The 24,095-nt window shown below is 35.6% G+C and carries 15 protein-coding genes and 1 tRNA gene; 5 read left to right on the top strand and 11 right to left on the bottom strand.

Annotation, left to right across the window (positions count from 1 at the left end):
- Window positions 1-187: 187 nt before the first annotated feature.
- The 5 genes from N4T20_RS19915 to N4T20_RS19895 all read right to left on the bottom strand — a co-directional run bounded on the left by N4T20_RS19915 (window position 188) and on the right by N4T20_RS19895 (window position 6,185).
- Window positions 188-511: a phytanoyl-CoA dioxygenase family protein gene (locus N4T20_RS19915; RefSeq protein WP_260670806.1), complete on the bottom strand. Its 324-nt coding sequence runs from the start codon at window positions 509-511 to the stop codon at window positions 188-190.
- 3 nt (window positions 512-514) lie between these two features.
- Window positions 515-1,096, bottom strand: a complete 582-nt coding sequence (locus N4T20_RS19910; RefSeq protein WP_260670805.1) for a hypothetical protein — start codon at window positions 1,094-1,096, stop codon at window positions 515-517.
- Between the two features lie 142 nt (window positions 1,097-1,238).
- Window positions 1,239-3,017: an AMP-dependent synthetase/ligase gene (locus tag N4T20_RS19905; RefSeq protein ID WP_260670804.1), complete on the bottom strand. Its 1,779-nt coding sequence runs from the start codon at window positions 3,015-3,017 to the stop codon at window positions 1,239-1,241.
- Between the two features lie 178 nt (window positions 3,018-3,195).
- A complete protein-coding gene (locus N4T20_RS19900) occupies window positions 3,196-3,630 on the bottom strand; it encodes a hypothetical protein (RefSeq protein ID WP_260670803.1) in 435 nt (144 codons plus the stop codon).
- 143 nt (window positions 3,631-3,773) lie between these two features.
- Window positions 3,774-6,185, bottom strand: a complete 2,412-nt coding sequence (locus N4T20_RS19895; protein ID WP_260670802.1) for a TonB-dependent receptor domain-containing protein — start codon at window positions 6,183-6,185, stop codon at window positions 3,774-3,776.
- Window positions 6,186-6,368: 183 nt separating this feature from the next.
- Between N4T20_RS19895 and N4T20_RS19890 the strand changes: the two genes are divergently transcribed.
- Complete coding sequence (locus N4T20_RS19890) at window positions 6,369-6,704, top strand: hypothetical protein (protein ID WP_260670801.1); 336 nt, start codon at window positions 6,369-6,371, stop codon at window positions 6,702-6,704.
- Between the two features lie 174 nt (window positions 6,705-6,878).
- Here N4T20_RS19890 and purL read toward each other — a convergent pair whose 3' ends face one another.
- From purL to N4T20_RS19875, 3 genes are all read right to left on the bottom strand, one after another.
- The gene (gene purL, locus N4T20_RS19885) at window positions 6,879-10,547 is read right to left on the bottom strand and encodes a phosphoribosylformylglycinamidine synthase (protein ID WP_260670800.1); all 3,669 of its coding nucleotides are present in this window, start codon (window positions 10,545-10,547) and stop codon (window positions 6,879-6,881) included.
- A 387-nt stretch (window positions 10,548-10,934) separates the two neighbouring features.
- Window positions 10,935-12,779 carry an endonuclease gene (locus tag N4T20_RS19880; protein ID WP_260670799.1) on the bottom strand — a complete coding sequence of 615 codons (1,845 nt, stop codon included), beginning with the start codon at window positions 12,777-12,779 and terminating at the stop codon, window positions 10,935-10,937.
- A 395-nt stretch (window positions 12,780-13,174) separates the two neighbouring features.
- The gene (locus N4T20_RS19875; RefSeq protein ID WP_260670798.1) at window positions 13,175-14,686 is read right to left on the bottom strand and encodes a hypothetical protein; all 1,512 of its coding nucleotides are present in this window, start codon (window positions 14,684-14,686) and stop codon (window positions 13,175-13,177) included.
- Window positions 14,687-15,015: 329 nt separating this feature from the next.
- Between N4T20_RS19875 and N4T20_RS19870 the strand changes: the two genes are divergently transcribed.
- The 4 genes from N4T20_RS19870 (at window position 15,016) to N4T20_RS19855 (ending at window position 17,578) form a co-directional block, all read left to right on the top strand.
- Entirely contained in the window at window positions 15,016-15,447 is a 432-nt protein-coding gene (locus tag N4T20_RS19870) for a PaaI family thioesterase (protein WP_012026684.1), read from the top strand.
- A 3-nt stretch (window positions 15,448-15,450) separates the two neighbouring features.
- Complete coding sequence (locus N4T20_RS19865) at window positions 15,451-16,521, top strand: chorismate-binding protein (protein WP_260670797.1); 1,071 nt, start codon at window positions 15,451-15,453, stop codon at window positions 16,519-16,521.
- 187 nt (window positions 16,522-16,708) lie between these two features.
- A complete protein-coding gene (bshB1, locus tag N4T20_RS19860; RefSeq protein ID WP_260670796.1) occupies window positions 16,709-17,425 on the top strand; it encodes a bacillithiol biosynthesis deacetylase BshB1 in 717 nt (238 codons plus the stop codon).
- A 79-nt stretch (window positions 17,426-17,504) separates the two neighbouring features.
- Window positions 17,505-17,578 (top strand) — tRNA-His (locus N4T20_RS19855).
- 516 nt (window positions 17,579-18,094) lie between these two features.
- Here the strand turns inward: N4T20_RS19855 and N4T20_RS19850 are convergent.
- From N4T20_RS19850 to N4T20_RS19840, 3 genes are all read right to left on the bottom strand, one after another.
- The gene (locus tag N4T20_RS19850) at window positions 18,095-18,946 is read right to left on the bottom strand and encodes a neutral zinc metallopeptidase (protein WP_260670795.1); all 852 of its coding nucleotides are present in this window, start codon (window positions 18,944-18,946) and stop codon (window positions 18,095-18,097) included.
- Between the two features lie 168 nt (window positions 18,947-19,114).
- The gene (locus N4T20_RS19845; protein WP_260670794.1) at window positions 19,115-23,164 is read right to left on the bottom strand and encodes a PAS domain S-box protein; all 4,050 of its coding nucleotides are present in this window, start codon (window positions 23,162-23,164) and stop codon (window positions 19,115-19,117) included.
- A gap of 89 nt (window positions 23,165-23,253) precedes the next feature.
- Window positions 23,254-24,051, bottom strand: a complete 798-nt coding sequence (locus N4T20_RS19840; protein ID WP_260670793.1) for a hypothetical protein — start codon at window positions 24,049-24,051, stop codon at window positions 23,254-23,256.
- Window positions 24,052-24,095 lie beyond the last annotated feature (44 nt).

Here is a 24,095-nt window from a genome sequence, read left to right as displayed (position 1 = left end):
ATCTCGCAAGGCGGTCAGAGATAAAGAATTAAAAAAGATTATTAAAAAATCTGCTCAATCTGCCCAATCTGCGTGAAACTAATCTTAGCGTTGCTTTGCGCAAATCTTAGCGCCCTTTGCGATTAAAAAATCTCGCAAGGCGCAAAGACGCAAAGTTTTTTACATAAATACCCAGAATGGTTCAAATTCACTCTCCAGCTGCATTGTAATCATCTGGAAGATACGTGAGATATTGAACCATTCGCGGTTTTTCTCCTTTGTTTGGAGCAGCACAATGCGGAAGCGTTTGATTCCAAATGATAAAATCTCCTGCCTGCCCCTCAATTGGTTTGGGCTGTAATGTCTGCAATGCTTTTTCTCTCGGATTTTCAAGAGGCTGAAGCGCATCAAGCCACTGATCGATTTGGTTATGAAAACCAGGAACACAATGAAAAGCGCCATCATTTGGTCCGCAATCGGTTAAATAAAGCAACCCCTGAAGTCTAAAGGCAAAGGGCCTTTTTAAACTCATATCCTAATGAAGCGGACTTCCCAGAAATTTGAAACTCTCCGTTTCAGGCGGATTAAAACTTACCTTATCTATCGTTTTGTAGATTTTTGTGGTATTATAAAGCTGCTCGTACGTTTTTTTTATCCTTGGAGAAAAACGGTTCCTGTTTAAAGTTTCATGATCAGAAAAGTTAAGCATTAGCCCTTTTTGATCTTCATGTCTTTTGTACCAGCTTTCCTTTTCATTAGGATCCATTTTCAAATATTCCCAAATAGCTTTTTGAGTATTTTCGCAGTCTTCTGCTGAGATTGCATTTTTAACCACTATATAGCCATTAAGGTTCCAGAATTCCAGATCTTCTTCTGATAGCACATTTTCTGCTAAATCTTCGACCTCAGAAAAAACATCTCGTTTTCGGTCGCCGATCCATGTTTTAAAAGATTCAAAATCTGGTTTTTTCGAATACAAAAATAGTAAAGCATCTTCCATGCCAATGCCCAGCTGATACAAGGTTCTGATTTCGTTGTTCCAGTTCGTCTGGTCAAGATTGGTATTTTCAGGATCAACAGTACGTTTCCATAAATGTTCAAGAGTGTTCCAAGGCATAGCTTTACAGTTGTAGAAGATAAAGCTAAAATACTGTATTTACGGATCGATATTCAAAGTATAAATACCTGTTTTTGACGCATTAAAAAAGGCTGTCTCAAATGGGACAGCCTTTTCGTTTTGGTTATATTATTCTGATTTATTAATTGTTTCCGTAGATTTTAACGTATAGATCTTTGTAAATCTCTTTAATAATTTTACGTTTTAATTTTAAAGTAGGAGTAAGCTGTCCGCCATCAATTGACCAAACGTCTGGAGTAAGTTCAAATCTTTTCACTTGTTCCCAGTGTCCAAATTTTTTATTGATGCCTTCCACTTCTTCATCGATGCGTTTAATTACATCTGGATTTGCACTAATTTCGGCATCAGAAGCTCCTAAGGTAATTTTGTGGATTTTTGCCCATTCTTTTACAAATTCAAAATTTGGCTGAATAAAAGCGCCAGGCATTTTTTCGCCTTCGCCAATAACCATAATCTGCTCGATAAAACGAGATTGTTTCATGGCATTTTCGATCATTTGCGGAGCGATATATTTACCTCCAGAAGTTTTGAACATTTCTTTTTTACGGTCTGTAATCTTTAAGAAACCTTCACTGTCAATTTCTCCAATGTCTCCCGTATGGAAATAGCCATCTATTACGGCTTCTGCAGTTTTTTCAGGATCTTTATAATAGCCTAACATTACGTTTGGACCTTTTAATAAAATTTCTCCGTCTTCGGCAATTTTAACTTCTACATTGCGAATTGGTTTTCCAACGGTTCCAATTTTGAATCCTTTGTTTCTCTGATCGTTTACAGCAATTACCGGAGAAGTTTCCGTTAGACCGTAACCTTCCATAACTGGAATTTCTGCAGCAGCAAAAACTCTCGTAAGACGTGGCTGTAAAGCCGCGCTTCCAGAAACCATTAAATCTAAATTTCCGCCCAAACCTTCTTTCCATTTACTGAAAATAAGTTTACGTGCGATTTTTAGCTGAAACTCATACCAAGCGCCATTTGCTCCGTATGGTTCATATTTTAAACCTAAATCGATGGCCCAGAAAAACAGTTTTTTCTTGATGCCTGTCAATTCAGCTCCTTTAGCATAAATTTTATCGTAAACTTTTTCTAAAAGTCTTGGTACAGCCGTAATTACAGTTGGACGGACTTCTTTTAAGTTATCGCTGATTTTGTCTATAGATTCTCCAAAATAAACCGATACGCCATAATATTGATAGATGTACAAAATCATTCTTTCAAAAATGTGGCAGATTGGCAAGAAACTTAAAGCAGTGCTTTTTCCTGGATCAAACGGAATTCTTGGAGAGCTGTCTAAAACATTTGACACAATATTTTTGTGCGAAAGCATAACGCCTTTTGGTCTTCCTGTTGTTCCAGAAGTATAAATAATGGTAGCTAAATCGTCTGTTTTGATGCTGTCTTTTCGAGCTTCAACTTCACTTTGATTGCTGTTGTCCTCGCCTAAAACCAATAAATCTGACCAGTGTTTGCATCCTGAAATTTCATTAAAAGAATAAACTTCTTTTAGCGAAGGCACATTGGCTTTAATTGCATTTACTTTCTGTAAAACTTCTTCATCAGAAACAAAGCAATAAATACTGCCGCTGTGATTTAAAATATATTCGTAATCTTCCTCAGCAATTGTTGGATAAATAGGAACATTCTGCGCACCGGTCTGCAAAATACCAATATCCATTACATTCCACTCGGTACGGTTATTTGAACTAATTAAAGCAATTTTATCATCTTTCTGAACGCCCATACGCAATAATGCTCTCGAAATAGCATTTGCTTTTGCAATATATTCCTCGCTAGATGTTTTTTCCCAGACTCCATTTTTTTTGGTTGCAAGAGCAACTGGAAGGTTGTAAGTTTCTTGTTGATAATAGGGAAAATCAAAAAGGCGTGTGATTGAAACCATGTTTAATATATTGAATTTTATTGCAAATTAAATAAAAATTGGGTATGATTTTCAGTTTTATAAAATTTAATGGGAAAATTTATAGAGACTATTAAAAATCAACGAAAACGTTTTCTTTTTGATAGGAAATTTTATCAAAAATGAAGAAAAATTTAATGAGAGGGCAAATTTTTATAGGCTACTGAACATTGTAATCTACGTATTCTTTTACTCTTTCTCCCATTAAAAACATTTTTTTCTTGGCAAAATGAATAGAAAATTGAGAATAGTACCATTCTTCGCTGTCATTTGGTCTGTACCAGAAAGTGTAAGAGGCACTATTGAATCCTTCTTTGAATACAGGAACTCCTTCTTCTGAGCATTCTATTCCCCAATTTATTTTTTGCTTGCTTAAATCTTCAGCTTGAATAAAACCTGTTCCGTCTGGATTTAGAACGGTAATAGGCTGTTTTTGGTTTAACGGGGCATAAGTTCCTGGAACCGGATAACCGATTGTTGTCGTGATATAACGCTCCTTAGAATTGTGAATGATTTGGTCTACGTGAACTTGTGAATGTGATGTGGTAACAGCAAAGAATAAGCTGCAAATGAAAAGCAATTTTAAAAATTTCATTCTATGTAGGTTTAAGTGTTTTTGGGCTGAAAAAATCTGTCGGGCTGATTTCTTTCGGCGAATATAATTCAATTTTTTAATAGAATTATAGCTTAAAAATACAAGAATGAAATTTTTACATATTATTTATTTTTGACCAATTTTTATTCCGTAGAAAACTGATTTTCGAGTAATTTTTCTTTAAAATCAGATCTGAAAGTATAGGCAAAAGTAACCATCAGAGCACGTGTGTCTGACTTGTTGGTGCGGTGATTGCTAAACAAAAGGGTATTGTTTTTGTAACCGCTTTCTAAAGTGTTGAACATATCGGTGACAACCAAACCTAATCTTGCATTTCCTTTTCCTAATTTCTGCTGAAATCCCATATCCACATTATAAATTGGAATTCTTTTTCCTTGCGGAGTTGCAACGGCAGAATTGTAATTTCCGATTAGTTGAAGTTTTCCTCCCTTCCAAGGAACAAAGTTGTTGATTATTTTTCCGTACCAGCTGAAAGCACTGCTGACAATATCTTGCGCTTGCGGTAAATTGTCTGCATTGATGTTTTGCTGAAAAGCGGTCAAACTAATATTTGCATCATAAAATCCAATTGGCTTAAGGCTGAAAATGGTTTCTAAACCATATGTAACAGTGCTTCCAATGTTTTGAGGCTGAAGTAACACTACGCCATTGTCCAAAAGCTGGGCATATTGTCTAATAGCGTCGGTTGCATTTCTGTAAAAAGCATTGGTCGAAAAAGAATAATTTTTCCAGTTTTTATTATAGCTCATTTCAGCAATATGAATGATCTCCGGTTTTAAGTACGGATTTCCTCCATGCGGATTCAGTGCATCTGTAATATCAATGAAAGGGTTCAAATCATCAAGATCAGGACGATTAATTCGTTTGCTGTAACCTAATTTGATAAACTCATCTGATTCTAAATTCAGCTGTAAAGAAGCCGATGGAAATAGTTTCAGATAATTATTGCTGAATCGATCGCTATTATTTTGCGTTGCTCCTGTATTGGAAACATTTTCTGCACGCAGACCCAAATTGTATTTCCATTTTGGATTTTCGCTTTCGCCAATATAGGAGTTCATCAGACCGTAGACAGCATTTATCTGTTCGTTAAATTTGAAAGTATTGCTCGCTAACGGATTTACAACGTATTCTCCATTAACCATATCAGCACTTTCAAAATCTGAATTGAAAAATCTAAAAGTCCCTTTGTAGCCCGTTTCTATAATCGATTTTTCTGAAATTGGAAAAGCATAATTCACAATTGCATTAGAAATATTCTGATTTTCATAATTGTGCGTTCGCTGTAATTGCGCATCGCCAATCTGCTGCTGGTATTCATCGTAATTGTACGTGTCAATATCGGTATTTTCTCTGTGTTTTCCGAACGAAGAAGTAATTGAAGCATTTAAACTTTTTCGCTCATCAGAAAATTTTCGATCATAAGTAAAAGCAAGCTCGCCAACTTTTGAACGTTCCAGTTCTAAAGAATGTCTTCTGTTGTTTGAGAAAAATGCGTTTGTATTTGTATTCACCTGCGTATATAAAGTCTCGTCATTGTCTTGAGTTTCAATATTTCCCAATGCTTCAAAAGAAAAGCTGTTTTTGTCATTTGGAGAAAAATCAATGTTTAACTTCAAATTCTGCAGGCCTTCAGTTCGCTGGTCGCTTCTGTTTTGATAAATATAATGCTCATCATCAATATAATAATTTGTTCGATCGGCATTTATTTTTTTCGTTCTTCCTGCAAAACGATTATCATATCCTAAACCAAAATTCCATTTTTCAGTTTTATGGTTAAAAAGAACAGAACTATTAACTCTTCCTTTTGCTCCAAAACCTGCGCCTAAAGCTACCGCACCATTTGTACCGCTTAGGTTGTTTTTTTTGAGCTTTATATTGATGATTCCGCTTTCGGCATTTGCATCATATTTAGCCGTGGGATTACTGATCACTTCGATGCTTTCGATACTGCTCGCGGCAATTTGATCCATGTTGGTAATGGCAGAATTTTTTCCATTGATCAAAATCATAGGCGATTTTCCTCTTAAAGTAATGCCGCCTTCAGCATCAACAGCAACAGTTGGAATGCTCTTAAGCATATCTGTAGCAGTTCCGCCTGTTTGCGAGATATTCGAAACGGCATTAAAAATAAAACCTTCGTTTGTTTTCTGAATCTGTTTTTTCTGTGAATTTACAACTACTGTATTTAGCTGTTTTGCATCTTCTTGCAAAGCAATTGTGCCAAGTGAAATTGAGGAGCCTGTATAAGTAATTTTTTTAGTATTCGTTTTAAAGCCTATTAGCTTAAATTGAAGCAAATAATCTCCAGAAGTCAGATTGTCTAATGAGAAATTTCCTGAAACATCAGTAACAGTATAATTGGCAATTTTTGTTGAATCGCTTACATTTTTTAGAACGACATCGACAAATTCTATGGGTGATTTTCCGTCTGTGACTGTTCCGCGCAAAGAAGAAGTTTTTTGTGCAAAGGAAAATTGGCTTATAATCACTAAAAGAATCGGAAGGTATGTTTTTTGTATCATATTTTTCATTTGGCAAAGATATTTATCGAATGAAAAGAAGCTTTAAAATGCGCCTTAAGATATCATTAAGCTATTCTTATATGTTAATTAGAGTATGGTTAATGAAGAAAAAAAGGGTCTTTTTCCCCTTTGAAAAACAGTGGTTTGCCTTGTGATATGCAATTGGCCTTGTCCTAATTTTACTTTACCGAAATGCGAAAGCCGAAAAGCAAAAGAGTAGGCGCAAAATTAAATCATGAAACTATGGAAACTGCTTTATTTTTAGCAATGGGCTGGTGCGGAACCAAATACCCAGGCTGGTGGAGACGTTTTTGGAAAAATCCGCCGCCACCGCCAGATCCAGAACCTTGGTGGACTATTGCATTAATTGGAATAGGACTTATAGCGGGAGCTGCAGGCGGATTGTTCTTTAGCAACGCCATTGCCGAAAATCAATTTTTTGCTGGTCAGAATGCTGTTGCTTCAGGGCTGTTTGCTTTTGGAGCTTCAAATGTGGTAACTGGCATCGCTTCTTCCTTTAGAGGCTAAAAAAAATGCTTCGACTTAGGGATAGCGTCGAAGCGTTTTTTTATAATGAAGAATTTGTTTTGAGATATATTTAATAGCCACAAATTCAAGAATTTTTATAAGTAATAATTCGTGAATTCGCGGCTATAAAAAAACGCCCGATAAATTCGGGCGCTTTTAGTAAAAATATATTTCTTAGTTTTTCTCAATCCATTTTCTGGCATTGACAAAAGCTTCGTGCCAAGGCGTAACCTCGTCATTTCTGTCTTTTGGATAATGAGCCCAGTTCCATTGGAAAGTTGAACGTTCAATGTGAGGCATCATAACCAAATGTCTTCCGGTTTTATCGCACATCATAGCAGTGTTGTAATCAGAACCGTTAGGGTTTGCAGGGTAACCTTCGTAAGCATATTTAGAAACAATGTTGTATTGGTCTTCTGAGTAAGGCAATTTGAATTTACCTTCTCCGTGAGAAACCCAAACTCCCAAAGTGCTTCCTGCCAAAGTTGATAACATCACAGAATTGTTTTCCTGAACTGTTACAGAAGTAAAGATGCTTTCGTGTTTCTGGCTTTCGTTATGAAGCATTTTTCCGTGAACTTCATGCTCAGGATTAATCACTTCCAATTCCATAAACAGCTGGCATCCGTTACAGATTCCAACAGATAAAGTATCTTCTCTTTTGAAGAAATTATCTAAAGCAGTTTTTGCCTTTTCGTTGTATAAGAAGGCTCCGGCCCAACCTTTAGCAGAACCTAAAACGTCAGAGTTAGAGAATCCTCCAACCGCTCCAATGAACTGAATATCTTCAAGAGTTTCACGACCAGAAATTAAATCCGTCATGTGAACGTCTTTTACATCGAATCCTGCTAGATACATTGCATTTGCCATTTCACGCTCAGAATTACTTCCTTTTTCACGAATAATAGCCGCCTTAGGTCTTGGTTTAGAATTGTCAATTTCTGGTTTTTTTCCTGTAAAGTGTACAGGGAAAGTATAATTTAAAACCTGATTTTTGTAGTTTTCAAAACGTGCCTGAGCTCTTCCGTTTTTAGATTGTTTTTGATCTAATAAATAAGAAGTTTCGAACCAAACGTCTCTATACTTCGCAATGTCCAAATTATAAATTCCAAATTCCAAACTTGCTGTACTTTGAACTGAACCTAATTTGAAGAACTCGATGTTATTCGCTTTTAATTTAGCCTCAACAGCCGCATCAGATTTTGCCTGGAAGACGATTCCGATGTTTTCTGCGAAAAGGATTTTCAATAGGTCTTTTTCCGCGAAAGCGCTGAAATCAATTTTAGCTCCAAGATTCACATCAGCAAAACACATTTCTAATAAAGTTGTGATTAAACCACCGCTTCCGATATCGTGACCTGCTAAAATTTGGTTGTCAACAATTAAATCCTGAACTGTATTAAATGCATTTTTGAAGAAAGAAGCGTCTTTAATAGTAGAAGTTTCGTTTCCAATTGTATTTCTAATTTGTGCAAAAGATGAACCTCCAAGTTTGAAATCATCCTGAGACAAATTGATATAATAAATAGAATCTCCGTTTCTCTGTAAAACAGGTTCTACTACTTTTCTAATATCAGTACAGTTTCCAGCAGCTGAAATAATAACCGTTCCTGGTGCGATTACTTCATCGTTTGGATATTTTTGTTTCATCGAAAGTGAATCTTTTCCTGTCGGAATGTTGATTCCCAATTCAATTGCAAATTCAGAACAGCCTTCAACAGCTGCGTACAAACGAGCGTCTTCACCTTCGTTTTTACAAGCCCACATCCAGTTTGCAGACAATGAAATTCCTTTTAATTGGTCTTTAATTGGCGCCCAGATAATGTTTGATAATGATTCTGCAATTGCATTTCTAGATCCCGCAACAGGGTCGATCAAAGCCGCGATAGGAGCGTGCCCGATAGAAGTTGCGATTCCTTCTTTACCTAAATAATCCAGAGCCATAACTCCAACATTATTCAATGGCAATTGTAACGGACCTGCATTTTGCTGCTTAGCTACTTTTCCTCCAACGCAACGATCCACTTTATTAGTCAACCAGTCTTTTGAAGCAACTGCCTCTAAACGTAAAACGTCTTTTAAGTAGCTTTCAAAGTCAGCTGAATTGTAAGCAACATCAGCATATTTTCTATCTACTGAATTGTCAGTCATAACCGTTTTTGGAGAACTTCCGAAGAAATCTTCTAAAGCATAATCCATCGGTTTTGAACCATTTGATTGTGATTGGAAAGTAAAACGGTGATCTCCCGTTACATCTCCAACCTGATACATTGGCGAACGCTCTCTGTCAGCAATTCTTTGCAAAGTATCGATATCTTTTTGACCAATAACCAATCCCATTCTTTCCTGAGATTCGTTACCGATAATTTCTTTTGCTGAAAGCGTTGGGTCTCCAACTGGCAATTTGTCCAAGTCGATCAAACCTCCAGTTTCTTCAACCAATTCCGAAAGGCAGTTTAAGTGTCCACCCGCACCGTGATCGTGAATAGAAACAATTGGGTTATTGTCGCTTTCTACCAAACCACGAATCGCGTTTGCAGCACGTTTTTGCATTTCTGGATTTGAACGCTGAATGGCATTTAATTCGATTCCTGAACCAAAAGCACCTGTATCTGCAGACGAAACCGCAGCACCACCCATTCCGATTCTATAATTTTCTCCTCCAAGAATAACGATTTTATCGCCTTCTTGTGGTTTCTTTTTAATTGATTGATCTAATTTTCCGTAACCAATTCCACCAGCCTGCATGATTACTTTATCGTAACCAATTTTACGCTCGTTTTCTTCGTGCTCGAAAGTTAAAATAGAACCTGTAATCAACGGCTGACCAAATTTATTTCCGAAATCAGAAGCTCCGTTTGAAGCTTTGATCAAAATATCCATTGGTGTTTGATACAACCATTTTCTTTCTTCAACCGCGTTTTCCCATTTTCTGTCATCCTGAGTATCAGATGATTTCAAACGAGAGTAAGAAGTCATGTAAACTGCAGTTCCTGCTAATGGCAAAGAACCTTGTCCACCTGCAAGACGGTCACGAATTTCTCCTCCTGATCCTGTTGCAGCTCCGTTGAAAGGCTCAACTGTTGTTGGGAAATTGTGTGTTTCGGCTTTTAAAGAGATAACCGAATCAAATTCTTTTATTTCGTAAAAATCAGGTTTATCGGCCGATTTTGGTGCAAATTGCTGCACTTTTGGTCCTTTTACAAAAGCAACGTTGTCTTTGTAAGCAGAAACAATATCGTTAGGATTTTCCTGAGATGTTTTTTTGATTAATTTGAAAAGAGAAGTTTCTTTTTCTTCTCCGTCGATCACAAATGTTCCGTTGAAGATTTTGTGACGGCAGTGCTCTGAGTTTGCTTGCGAGAAAGCAAAAATCTCAGAATCAGTTAGTTTTCTTCCTAATTTAGTCGAAAGATTGTTTAAGTAATCAACTTCTTCTTCGCTTAAAGCTAAACCTTCAACTTTGTTGTAAGCTGCAATATCATCAATCTCCAAGATTGGTTCCGGCTGAATGTTGATAGTGAAGATTTCCTGATCTAATTCGTTGAATTTTTGTGAAAGCATTGGATCAAAATCAGTAAAATCTTCCGTTGCAGGATGAAATTCTTCGATTCTAATGATGCCAGAAATTCCCATGTTTTGAGTAATTTCTACAGCATTTGTACTCCAGGGCGTAATCATGGTAGCGCGAGGACCAACAAAAAAACCTGTCAATGCAGATTTTTCGATCTTACTTGCGTCGGCAAAAAGCCAGTTTAATTTTGAAATGTCTTGAGCTGAAATTTCGTTTTGCGTTTGTACGGCAAAAACAGTTTTGCTTTGGTTTTCAAAGAAATGGATCATTTGTGTAGTTTGTTGTATTGAGCTGCAAATTTAATGTAAATAAATAGTAAGCGCAAATTTGAAAACCATCTCTTTTCAAAAAAAATGAAATTGCTTTTTTCTTGCATTTTTTCTACCAAAAAGACGCAATATCAAGTGGTTTCGGTCTTTCGTGAAATTTAATGTTTTATTAAATTTTCTTTTTTGATATGTTCTGTAATATTAAACTTTTAGAAAGGAAAAAAGCAAAAATGAAACAGCATAATTTTTATGCTGATACTTGGACTGATTTGCAAAATTTACGAAAAGCTGAAATAGATTAAAAAAGGATTTTAAAAGAAAAATCTTTCATGAGTTATGAAAAAAGCGGCAATTCGCCGCTTTTTTAGTTGATGAAAAATCTAATTTTTAATTAATAATGACCTTTTTAAAAGCTGTTTTGTTTCCCTTTGTAATTTTTATAATATAGATTCCTGTTGAAAGATTATGCACAGAAACTTCTGGAGAAGTGGTGTTTTGTTTTTCAAAAACTTTCTGGCCGGAGAATGAGAAAATTTCAACTGAATAAGGATCATCTGTATTGCCTGGGTTAATATCGAAATTTCCATTCGAAGGATTTGGATAAATTGAAATTTCATCTGCAGCAATTTCTTCTTCGATTTCAGGAGCCTGAACCATTTTGCTGGCTAAATTGTTGCAAGTGTCTTGTGAATACGAATCCCATTGTGCGCTTAAATTGAATGTCGTGCTTGGAGAAGTCACAGTCGATTTTCTTCTTAAAGTAACATCTATCGCAAAATTGGCTGTTCCGCCATTGAAAGTACCAATAATATCAATTAAAACACCATTTTTGAATAAGCCTACAGCATCATTTCCGTTAAAAGTTAGTTCGGTTGCGGCTGTCGAAATATTGGCAGCGCTTGTGGAAAAACAGCTTGATGACATAGAACTGTTTACAATTACAAATTTGCTTCCTGTTGCCAAATTGCCAGTCAATGCTAAACCTGTGCTCCAAGAACCTGCGCCATTTGTTTGTTTTTTGATTGTATACGCAGATAAATTAACAGAAGCTCCAGTGTTGTTTGCAATTTCTAGAGCTTTGTTGTTTCCAGAACCTTCAATATATTCAGAGAAAAGAAGATCGGTTGCTGTTCCTGTTCCGTTGCTGTCAGTAGTGACTGAAATAGTGTTGCTTAATGCGGAAGAATTTCCAGCGGCATCTTTTGCTTTTACATAAATTGAATAAGCTGTTGAAGCTGTTAAGCCTGTAATTGTTGCGGTTGTGCCGGAAACCGTTGTTTTTAAAGCACTATTTGCATAAATTTCATAACCTGTAACGGCTACATTATCTGTTGAAGCTGTCCACGAAAGCGTAATTGAAGTAGCAGTTTTTGATGTCGAAGCCAAACTCGTCGGAGCAGTCGGTGCTTGAGTATCTCCAGAAGGTGTTCCTCCCCAAATTTGATTTACATATTCAGGATGGTCAATAAACGGATTTCGATTGTTTTGTCTTGCATAAACGGCATTGTTTCTGGCAATTTCTCTTGCGCTTACAGGATCTTGCGCGTGCCAAGCCAAAAGCACATTCAAGAAAGCGGTTGTAAAAACTTGGTTGCTTGTGCCATTAAACATGGCATAAGAATAACCTGCAACTGTATTTTCATATCGTGTCGCAAAATAGAAATACATTCTCGCGATATCTCCTTTAAAATCATTTATTGGTTCAAAAACGGTTCCTGAATATCCAGAAACTGCGCTTGATCCTAATTTGCTTCCGTTTTGCGATGTGTATGTTGCAGAACTTACATTTCCATGCGGATAATTGGAACGCATTCCGTTTACTTTTCCGTCAGTTGGTGTAATAAAATGTGCATCAGCAACCATTGGCGACTGCTCGTTAAAAACAGATTGCGGAATAATATGCTCTCTATTGTAGCAGTCGCCTTCTGCAGCATAATTGCCGCATCGTTGAGTGCTTCCTGTGCTGTAATTGTAAGGGTCTGTTCCAGAAGGATTTTCAGAATACATATCTAAAACAGTTCCGTCATTTTCATAAAAATTATCAACATCAGAAGTTTGATAAGTGGTATACAATCCAGCGTAACCGTTATCAGTATGTCCTTTGATAATGTTGTACAATTGAGTTTTTAAAGTATAGCCCGTTCCAGTTGCAGTGCTGTAATATCCAGAAGGAATTTGGGCAAAACCAAGTGTAGTAAGAAATAATAACAGTAAAAAGTAGTTTTTTTTCATAAGTAATAGTTTTTAAGATTTGGTTGAGAAAATAATTTTAAAAACTTGATTGTTAGTTTTTTAAAATCTTATTGTAGCAAATCTACTACTTTTATGAAAGCAATGCGTTAAGTGATGTTTAATTTTAGATATATTTTCTTACTATCGTTTTGTTTGCCGCTAAGGCGCTAAGTCACTAAGATTTTTTTTTTACTAAAGTTAATCTCCTTAAGAAGTCTAGTAAAGATTGAATTTTTAGCCCAATTATTTCGTCGAGACGCACTGCTGTGCGTCTAATGAATTGTGGATTTTCTTTGCGTAGACGCACTGCAGTGCGTCTCGACAGATATACTTTGTGAGATCAAAAAAACTCAAATTTTCTTATATCACTTATATGGTGAAAAAAAAATATGGCTTTATTTTGGAAAGTCTTTACTCTGATAAGCGCCCAAATCGGGTGGAGAAGTTCTGGTAATTCCTAAAATATCAGTCTGGATTATGTAGACCTGATTTCCTTTCGCGAAAGCAGAAGAAGTTTTATCGATATTGAATTTGTTCTGCGAAACATTATAAAACTTCGGATTTTCATTCAGAATGATGTTGTTATAATGTTCAGCATCTGTTTTGAATTGGTAATCAGGATTTGTTGTTGAACTGCTGAATTTTAAAAGACAGTTATTTAACTGATAGACAAAAGGCGCATTGATATTCTTACTCAAATTAAATTCGTTTGTGCTTGAGCCGTAGATAATGCAGTTGTTAAAAGTAGCCTGTGTCAACGGATTGGTTTCTGGAGTTGCTCCTGCCAAAGAATTGCTTAAATGGACTGCAAATTGTGAAGGAGTCGGCCAGCTGTTGTTGAAAGTGCAATGTGTGAATTTGTAATTTCCGCCGTAAACGCAGGACAAACTCGCTAATCCAGCATAATTAATCACTAGATTTTCTCCAATAATCTGAGTATTTTGGGCTAAAATTCCGTACTCGGCGCAATTGTAAATCTGCGAATTTTTGATTTCAATAGCATTTAACGGACTTCTAAAATCTAAGCCGACAGTCGCATTCTTTAAAGTTAGATGATTAATGGAATGATTGGCGCTTCCTTTTTCAAAAATAACCGATTTCCACTGTCCAGGAATATCAGAATAAAGCGATTCTAAACGATCGCCTTCAAAAATGACTTCGTTTTCTAATTTTTCAGTTGAAGAAGCGGTGCCATTAATTTTAAGCGAAGCATTTTTACCAACATATAATCCTGAATTGGCATGAAAATGAACTCTTGCGCCAGCTTCAAAAGTTACGGTTTTGTTTTCGGGAATTCCTGCGTAGCCGTAAATAACGTAAGGCTTGTCGTTTGTAAAAATAAGTTCGTTTCCGTTTGTTGGATCATTTTCGCTTAAATAAAATCCGTCAACATCTTTGCCGTCGATTTTTATTTTTTCCTTAGTCCCATCAGGATTCTGGTTTGGATATAAAAAAATAGCATCTTGAATCAAAGTCACCAAAGCCACTTCCTGAAGATTGGCTCCGCTGTCAAATTGGATTTCGTCGGTATATAAAAAATCTGTTGGATTGGCATCTGTAATGTCTGCGGTGGTTTCTATAAAAATGTATAAACTGTCTTTTGCTAAAAGCGTAACATCTTTAAAAATCTTTCCGTTGTTGCCGCTCATTCCGTCAACGGTCATTCTGTACTTAGAATTCAGGCCCTTTTTAAATTGGACAATTGGAATCGAAATATCATTTTTACTCTGGTTGTACACTTTTAATTGGTAAGTGCTTGAGCCAATGTTTTTAAAAACAGTATCCAAATAAACGGTGTCTTTTGAAAACTTTAAATTTCCATTACTGGCAACGGTATCAAAGTCAGTTCGGCAGGAACTAAAAATTAGAATTAAACCCAGAATGAAGATTGTAAAATATTGACGCATTGTTATTTTTCTTTTTTTTGCCACAGATTAAAAGGATTAAAAAGATTTTTTTTCGCCACGAATTCACGAATTGTTTATTTTTTAAATTAGAAAAATTCGTGAATTCGTGGCGGAAAAAATCAACACAAAGTATTTTAAAATCCCTTTAATCTGTGTAATCAGTGGCAAAAAAAATGAGCCAAAGATTGATTTTTGATTGTTTTTGTAAAAATAGCAAAAAACTGATTAGTTCATAATTGAATTCTAATTTTAGTCCCGAAATTTCGGGATTGATTTTACGATTTGTGTCTTATCTTTCTTTAATTTTACGTTTTTTAAAGTTTATTTTAATGAATTATACAAAAGAGCAGATTTTAGCGCGATGTAATGAGTTTTCTAAAAACACATTAATGGAAACGCTGAAAATTGAATATATCGACGCCGGAGAAGATTTTTTAACTGCAAAAATGCCTGTAAATCCAAGCGTTCACCAGCCAATGGGATTGCTTCATGGAGGCGCCTCTGTAGCTTTGGCAGAAAGTGTTGGAAGTGCGGCTTCTTTCTTTTTTATCAATCCGAAAGAGCAGGAGGTAAGAGGCATCGAAATCTCGGCAAATCATCTAAAAAGCATTCGTGAAGGCTATGTTTTCGGAACAGCCAGAATTATCCACAAAGGAAGAAGTCTTCATCTTTGGGAAATTAAAATTACCGATGAGGAAGGAAATTTGGTTTCGCTTTGTAAACTGACGAATATGGTTTTGGATAGAAAGAAAAGTGAGTAAATTATGAATGCATTTTTCTTAAAAATTAAAAACCATAAAGAACAAAATTTGCCTTTTGTACTTTATTCCAAACCCAATGCAACAAACTATGTTGGAATTTTACAGCAAAATAATCTTCTGAATACTGTTTCAGATTACAGTGAAAAAGGATTTGTTTTTGCTTCTTTTGATGAAAAACAATTGATCTTGATTCCTGAAAATGAATCTGAAATTATTACTGCCGAAAAAGAACTGACTTCATTTGAACCAATAGAAATTGATGATTTGAATTTTGACGTTGAAGCTAAATTTCAATATGAATATTTGGTTGCACAGGGAATTCAAGCCATCAAAAATGAAGAATTTAAAAAGGTGGTTTTGTCACGAAGCGAAGAAGTTCCGTTGGCTGAGTTTGATTTTATCGAAACTTTCCAGCACTTGGTTCAATTGTATCCTGCAACTTTTTGTTATTGCTTTTTTCACCCAAAAGTCGGACTTTGGATGGGAGCGACGCCCGAAAAGTTGTTAAAAGCGAATGATAGTGTTTTTGAAACTATGGCTTTGGCAGGGACGCAGAAAGATAATAAGGAAACAGAAATTGTCTGGCAGCAAAAAGAAAAAGACGAACAGCAATTTGTGACTGATTTTATTGTAAAGAGACTTCGAGAGTTTACTGCTTCGGTAGTAGTTTCTGAACCTTACAGTTTAAAAGCGGGATCGATTTGGCATATTAAAACCGATATTTCAGGTGTTTTAAAAGATAATTCAACTTTAGAAGAAGTAATTGACACTTTGCATCCGACACCTGCCGTTTGCGGACTTCCTAAAAAGAAATCGAAAGCCTTTATTTTGGAATATGAAAATTATGAAAGAACTTTCTATACCGGTTTTCTAGGCGAATTAAACAGCACTTTTGCAGGAAATAATTCGAGTTCTGATTTATTTGTAAATTTACGATGTATGCAGATTCAGGACGATAAAGCGATTCTGTATATGGGCTGCGGTATTACTAAAGAAAGTATTCCCGAAAAAGAATGGGAAGAAAGCGTCAACAAATCGATGACAATGAAAAGAGTCTTGAGAATTATGAGTTAGAAGTTATGAATTATGAGTTATGAGTTATGAGTTATGAGTTTTCAGCAGTGTGTCACCCTGAGCGAAGTCGAAGGGCTCAAAGGGCTTCGACTTCGCTCAGCCTGACAGAACGAGCAAAACTTGAAACCTGATCCCGAAGCTTCGGGAGAAACTTGAAACCTGAAACAAAACAAACAAAAACAAAAAAATGAAATTAGACATATTAGCATTCGGTGCGCATCCAGATGATGTAGAATTAGGTTGTGCCGGAACCATTTTAAAGGAAGTTTCCCTTGGAAAAAAAGTAGGCATTGTAGATTTAACCCGAGGCGAATTGGGAACGCGCGGAACTGCAGAAATTAGAGATCAAGAAGCAAAAGATGCTGCAGAAATTTTAGGGGTTTTAGTACGTGAAAATTTGCGTATGCGCGATGGATTTTTCGTTAATGACGAAAAACATCAATTAGAAGTCATAAAAATGATTCGTAAGTATAAACCAGAGATTGTCTTGTGCAATGCCGTTGACGATCGTCATATTGATCACGGAAAAGGGAGTAAGCTCGTTTCTGATTCTTGCTTTTTGTCTGGATTAATGAAAATAGAAACTTCAATAGACGGAGTGAAACAAGAAGCTTGGAGGCCAAAAATAGTTTACCATTATATTCAATGGAAAAATATAACCCCAGATTTCGTTGTAGACATCACAGGATTTGAAGAAAAGAAAGTAGAAGCGATAATGGCGTATAAAACGCAATTTTACGATCCGAATTCAAATGAACCTGCAACGCCAATTACGAGTAAAAACTTTTTTGAAAGCTTAAATTATCGTGCAAAGGACCTAGGAAGACTAGTTGGGAAAGATTTTGCAGAAGGTTTTACAGTTGAAAGATGTTTGGCTGTCAATAGCTTAGGAAATTTGATTTAATTTTTTGAAAATTTTTTCATTTTTTTCTTTGTAGAACTCAACCTTTGTTCTATATTTGCACTCGCTAAGCAGAAAAATGGTGGTTGTAGCTCAGCTGGTTAGAGTAGCGGTTTGTGGTGCCGCGGGTCGCCGGTTCGAACCCGGTCAGCCACCCAGATTTAAAGCCTTGAAGAAATTCAAGGCTTTTTTTGTGCGTTTAATTTTCTTTTTAACTATATAAGTTATATAAGTTCATTTTAGATTGCGCTCTAACTTCTTGAGTCTAAAAAATGGACGTTTGGAAATCCTATATTTTATTTTTTACGATAATTTCAAACATAGCCCGCGGTTTCAATCTCGTGGACGATACGAATGCGCGTTGCGGTGACATTGCGTTCCAGCGAGTGAAAACGTTGGTTATGTCCTCTGAAAATAAAACGAATATATTTCAAACCTAGCCCGCGGTTTCAACATCGTGGACGATACGAATGCGCGTTGCGGTGACATTGCGTTCCAGCGAATGAAAGCGTTGGTTATGTTTTATATTAACCAATATTTGTTAGAAATGAGATTGCTCATTCCTAATCGTATTACAGATTAGAATTTAAAAATTAAAATATTAGAAATATAAAAAAAAGCACAACTGCTTAAGTTGTGCTTTTCTGGTGGTTATTATATTTGGTTTATGTATTATCGAATTTCTTCAAATGTAGTGCCTTGTGTAATGTCTCCAGTTTTGAAGCCTTTTTTAAACCAATACATTCTTTGCTCTGACGTTCCGTGGGTAAAAGAATCTGGAACTACGTGTCCTTGCATTTTACTCTGAATGGCATCGTCTCCAACAGCATTTGCGGCACTTAAAGCTTCTTCAATATCGCCAGTATCTAGATTGGCTTGATTGTAGTGCGCCCAAACTCCAGCATAAAAATCGGCTTGCAATTCTAATGCTACCGATAATTTATTGGCTTCTGCTTCGCTTTTTCCTTGTTGCATCTGACGCATTTTAGAAGATGTTCCCATTAAAGTTTGAATGTGATGGCCAACCTCATGCGCAATAACGTACGCAATGGCAAAATCGCCTCCTTTTGCGCCAAATTTGCTTTTTAATTCTTCAAAGAAACCTAAATCCATGTAAACTTTACGGTCTCCAGGACAATAAAAAGGACCTGAAGCAGATGACGCACCGCCACAAGCTGTTTGTACAGCGCCTTTAAAAAGAACTAATTTTGGGGTTTCGTAAGTCATGCCGTGTTCGGCAAAAATTTTAGTCCAAATATCTTCATTATCAGCTAGAGCAACTCTTACAAAATTCCCTAATTCTTCATCCTCTTTGCTTAATGGGGCTGTAGCTTCTGTCTGCTGGCCTCCGCCTTGCATTTGTTCTAAAATTGGAGCTATCTGCTGGCCAGTTTCACCGCCAAAAACATTAAGCAGCAAAACAATGATTCCGATAACGCCACCGCCAATTATTGCTTTACCACCGCCAGAAATTGATCTTCTGTCTTCGACATTATCACTTTGTCTTCTGCCTTGCCATTTCATATTGAATTGTTTTTTAACTTGTTATTTAAAACGTTGTACGAATTTATAGATTTTTTATGATAAATTTTTAAAATTAAAGCTTTATGTTTTGAAAAAAATTAGGTTTTTAATCTCAGTTGATGCTACGGTTTTTAGTAGCTGTTAGCGGTTTGGAACTTAAAATCAATTTTATCCCAACCATTTGATTAAAGCCTCTTCTACAGTTCCTTTCATAATAGGTTTAGAGATGTAATCATCCATTCCGGCAGAAAGACATTTGTTGCGTTCTTCTTTTTCGGCACCAGCGGTAACAGCGATTATCGGGACATCACGGCCTTTTTTAGTGTTCCTAATGGCTTTTGCAGTTTCGTAACCATTCATAATCGGCATCTGGATATCCATAAAGATGATAGTTGGATTAATTTGTTCAAACTGTTGAATGGCTTCGTATCCATTTTCGCATTCGTAGATATAAGCGTTGTTGTAAAGGTTTTTTATAATGGTTTTAAGAAGGAGCATATTTACTTTGTTGTCTTCAACAATTAGAAAAGTAATATTGCTGCCATTTGCTTCTATTTCGCTGGCATCTAAATCAATGTTTAAACTTTTGAGTTCGGCGTTGTATTTGTCATTAATGCTTTGGTTGCTTGTTTTTAGATTCAAATCAAAGAAAAAAGTGCTTCCCTCATCAATTTTGCTTTCCAGCTGTAAACGGCTTTCCATTAAAGCCAACAGCTGATTGGATATGGTTAAGCCTAATCCTGTTCCTCCAAATTTTCTTGTAGTAGAACTATCTTCTTGTAAAAATGCTTTGAAAATTTTCTTTTGATTTTTTTCCAGAATACCAATCCCAGTATCGACTACAGCAAAACGAATAGTAGTATTGTTTGATTTTTTTTCTAAAACCGAAACATTTAATTTGATAGAACCTTCGGTTGTAAATTTTACAGCATTTGAAAGCAGATTGATTAAAATCTGTTTGATGCGGACAATATCTGTCCAGATATATTTTGGAACATCTGGATCAATATTCAATTCAAGTTCGAGATTCTTTTTGTTGGATTCATAAACAATCAAGTCAAAAACCTGCCCTAAGATTTTTTTAATATCATACAGATCAATAAACAGCTCCAATTTTCCAGCTTCAATTTTTGAGAAATCTAAAATATCATTAATAATTTCAAGAAGAGAATGTGCCGATTGGTTAATTGTGGTCATATATTTCTCTTGAATTTCCTCCAAATCTGTTTTCATTAATAAGTGTGTAAAACCAATAATTCCGTTTAGAGGAGTTCTGATTTCGTGCGACATATTGGCTAAAAAGTCAGATTTTGATTTGCTTGCGGCTTCTGCCAGCTGTTTGGCTTTTATGGCGTCTTCGATTTCTTTTTTGCTTGTAATGTCAAAATAAATTCCGCCAACAAATTCAATTTCATCATCTCGCTTAATTACGTCTCCAAATTCTTCTATCCAAATATACTCGCCAGTTTTGCGCTTAATGCGATACACATTATGCAGAGGCATTCCGTTTTGGAGATTATCGATTTGATTGTTAATTACTTCTTCTTTGTCTTCTGGATGAATTAACGATAGAAAAGACAGATTATTTTCGATGAATTCAGATTTTGAATATCCCGTAAGATTTAAAACTTCGTCGTTTAAGAATATTTTGGTCGAAAAAGCATCAAATTTGGATAAATAAACTGTGCCGGGAATATTGTTGGCAATCAATTTAAATTTTTCTTCACTTTCAATAATCTTCGTTTCGTTTCGGTTTCTTTCTAATGCAGACGAAATATTATTTGCCAGTACCTGAAAGATATTGATTTCATCTTCAGACCATTCTCTTTCGGTAGTGCAATCATCAAAACCAATAAAACCGGTAAAAATATCATTAATGTAAAGCGGTAAAATTAGGATGGATTGAATTTCATTATCGATTAGAAGTTTTTTGAAATAACCGTCATGAAGATTTCGAGTTAATGTGTTTAAGATTTTTCTCTGCAATGCCGCATCATAGATTTCTTGCAGATTTTGTTCGGTCATAGTGCGCAATGGCGTAATTTGATGCGTAACACCGTCGCGAGACCACTTGTATTTTTGGCTGACAGTATTGTAAATCGCGTCTTTTTCGTAGTAGTACATATGATCTACTTTGGCCGCTTTTCCAATAATATTATACGTTTCTTCAAACATTTGATGCGTAGTTTTGCTAAGCAGAAATTTTTCGGTGCATAAAGAAAGTGCAGACAAAAGCTGGCTTTTAAGTTCTAATTTTCTTTCTGCTTCTAAACGCATTTGGGAAGAAATGGCAAGCGAAATCACATCTGAAATTGTTCTCGCATAATTAATGTCTTCATTATCCCATTCTCTTTTGTGTTCTGTACTTTCAAAACAAGCTACACCGGCCAGTTGCCCTGTTAAAAAAATAGGCACATCAAGCATGGATTTAATATTGTTTTTTGTAAAGTAAAGTTTTTGAAACTCAGATGTTTCCAGTTTGTTGAATACATCTGGTGCATTAATAATCGCCTTATTGTTTAATGTTTCAAAATAAATGGGATAGGATTCTTTGTTTAAAATATTTTTATCAGTTAAACTCTGATTGTCAAGACTGAAAAGGTTTTTACAGGTAATTAAATCATTGTCATATTTCCAGAAACTTACACGATTTACTTGACTTATCAATGAGGCTTCTTTTAATATTAGATCTATGACTGTATTTAAATCGTCATATTTGCTAAAGTCTGTGGTTGATAGTTTTTTTGTTGAATTGTTATAGGCTTCAATTTTTTTAAGACGTCGTTTTTTCTCATTTTCGATGTTCTTTTTTTCGGTAACATCTCGTGCAATTCCAGAAAAACCAGTCGTAAGTCCTAAATCATTTTTACGGACAATGATCTTTTGCGACATCCATATTTCTTCGCCATTTTTCTTCAGGATCGGAATTTCAATAATTGGGTAATTATTTTCATTGAGTTCTAAATTTTCGTAAAAATCTACAGCACTAGTGATGTAGCTTTCATGAATAAAATTGGAATAATGTTTCTTAATGATTTCATTTTCAGCGTAGCCAAGAATAGAAAAGCCAAAATCATTCATAAAAGTAAAGTAACCTTCGGCGTCAATTTCAAAAATGATGTCAGTCGCAGTCTGGATTAGGTTTTTATATTGATCCTGAACGATAATCTGCTCTGTGACATCTTGCCCGATACTGATAATTAGATCGTCTGAAAATTTTTTATCTTTCCACTGAATGTACTTGTATTCGCCGTTTTCGGTTTTTAATTTTCTAATGTAAAGTTTGTTTTCTTGATTTTCTGCCGGATTTGATTTTCCTAGAGATTCCGAATCTTCGGTTAGTTCCCAGAATTTTGATCCAATGACTTCTTCAGGGAGATATCCTAAAATTGGGGTTATGGTTTCGCTGCAAAAGAGTATTTCTCCTTTTTTATTGGATGCTATCGTGAGCGAATTTCCTTTATGCACGATTTCGTTTGCAAACCTAAAGTTGTCCCGATTGTTTAATAAAACAGCATATTTTACTTGGTTTATGATAAAAATCAGAATGCAGAAGTTAAGCAGTAAAATAGATGATTTTATTGGAATCAGATGAAGCGCTAATGTGGCAATTAGAAAGGTAAAGGTTAAGCCAACAAAAAGCCAGTAAATTTTTATGGGTTTAAGGATATTATAGGAAAAGAAAAAAGAAATGAGGAAAACAATAATCGGTACAACATCATTTCTTAAAGTGACAATATTGTAAGCAACGTAACCGATGTAGATGAAAAAACAGGAAATAAAAATTTGCTGGATTTGATCTCTCATCCATTTGATTTTATCTGTTACCATGTAAATGCCAAGGACAAAAACACCAATTAGAACATTTACAAGCAATAGACTTTTGGGCCTGATCTTGAAAATTTCATTGATGATTTCGATGACAATTACAGCAATGCCAAAAAATAAAATGTAAAGCTGATATTCTTTACTGATGGTATCTTGCTCTTTCTTTTTTTCGATGAAATATCCAATTTTAGCTTTAATTCTAAAAAATTGGTAGATCAAGAGTGCAAGAAACGCAATGAGCGACAAACCTAAAACAACAAGTTTGTGATTGCTGTAGTAAATGATGTCAGAATTAAACACATACCATCCGGTCATAATTGATTCGAAGGCACTCCCGACAGCGGAAATTCCTGAGATCACCGAATTGAAAAAACTACAGTTTGCGGCCATAGAATTTGGGGTATGTTGGTTTAGTAAATAGCGTTTTGAAAATTCTTAAAAGAAGTGGTTAGGTTCTCTGTAATTAAGAAATTTCGATTTTAATCTACATCGTATTTTCCAATTGAATCAATTGAATCTTCCTCTTCAGATTCTGTTCCAAAAATTGCGAAATAAGTTGCATAAATCATAGAGCTGTTGAAAACAACGGTAAAAATGATTCCGACACAACAGCCGATCAAACCAACCATTGAGCCAAGAAAGCCGATGATGAAAAAAGCAAATATATTAAGCGGATTTTTTGTAACGATAGTAATGCTAGATTTGATTGCATCGATTGCTCCAAGATTTCCGAAAACAATTAATGGAATTGTTAAGTACATGAAGTAAGAAACCGTTAGCGAAATGATGTTGCCAACAAAAAGAACGCCTGAACTTTCGATTAGAGTGGCAAGAGCTGTTCCTAGCAAAGCAGGGATAAAAGCCGCTGCGAAAATTTGTCCAAAGTAAGGAGCTTTGTAATAGGTGAAGATGGTTGAAACATTAAATTCGACATCTTTATCTGCTGAATCTGCCATTTTAAGAAAACCCGCGCCAAAAGGAGCTGTTATTCCGGCAATTAAAGAAACCGCAACGGTTTGAACTACAAGCTGTACAGCTGTAAATTGCTGGTTTTCGAAATTTTGAATGAAATCTCTTGTCATGGCTTCGGCTCCAAAATAGGCAATCACTATGCCCATAAAAGCAACTGCGGCAATAATCGAAAAAACTAAGATGATAAGCCCCGAGTACAGTGCTATTTTTTTGTAGTTTTCGAAAGCGTGATTAAAAACTGTAGCAAAATCAAGGGAATAGCCATTTTTTTTTATGTCCTCAATTTGGTTAAGTGTAGATTTCATTTTATGTAAAATTGTTTTATAGACTTGTAATAATTAAAAGTATC

The organism is Flavobacterium sp. TR2, assembly GCF_025252405.1.
GTDB lineage: Bacteria > Bacteroidota > Bacteroidia > Flavobacteriales > Flavobacteriaceae > Flavobacterium.
This window is presented reverse-complemented; position numbering and strand designations above follow the sequence as displayed.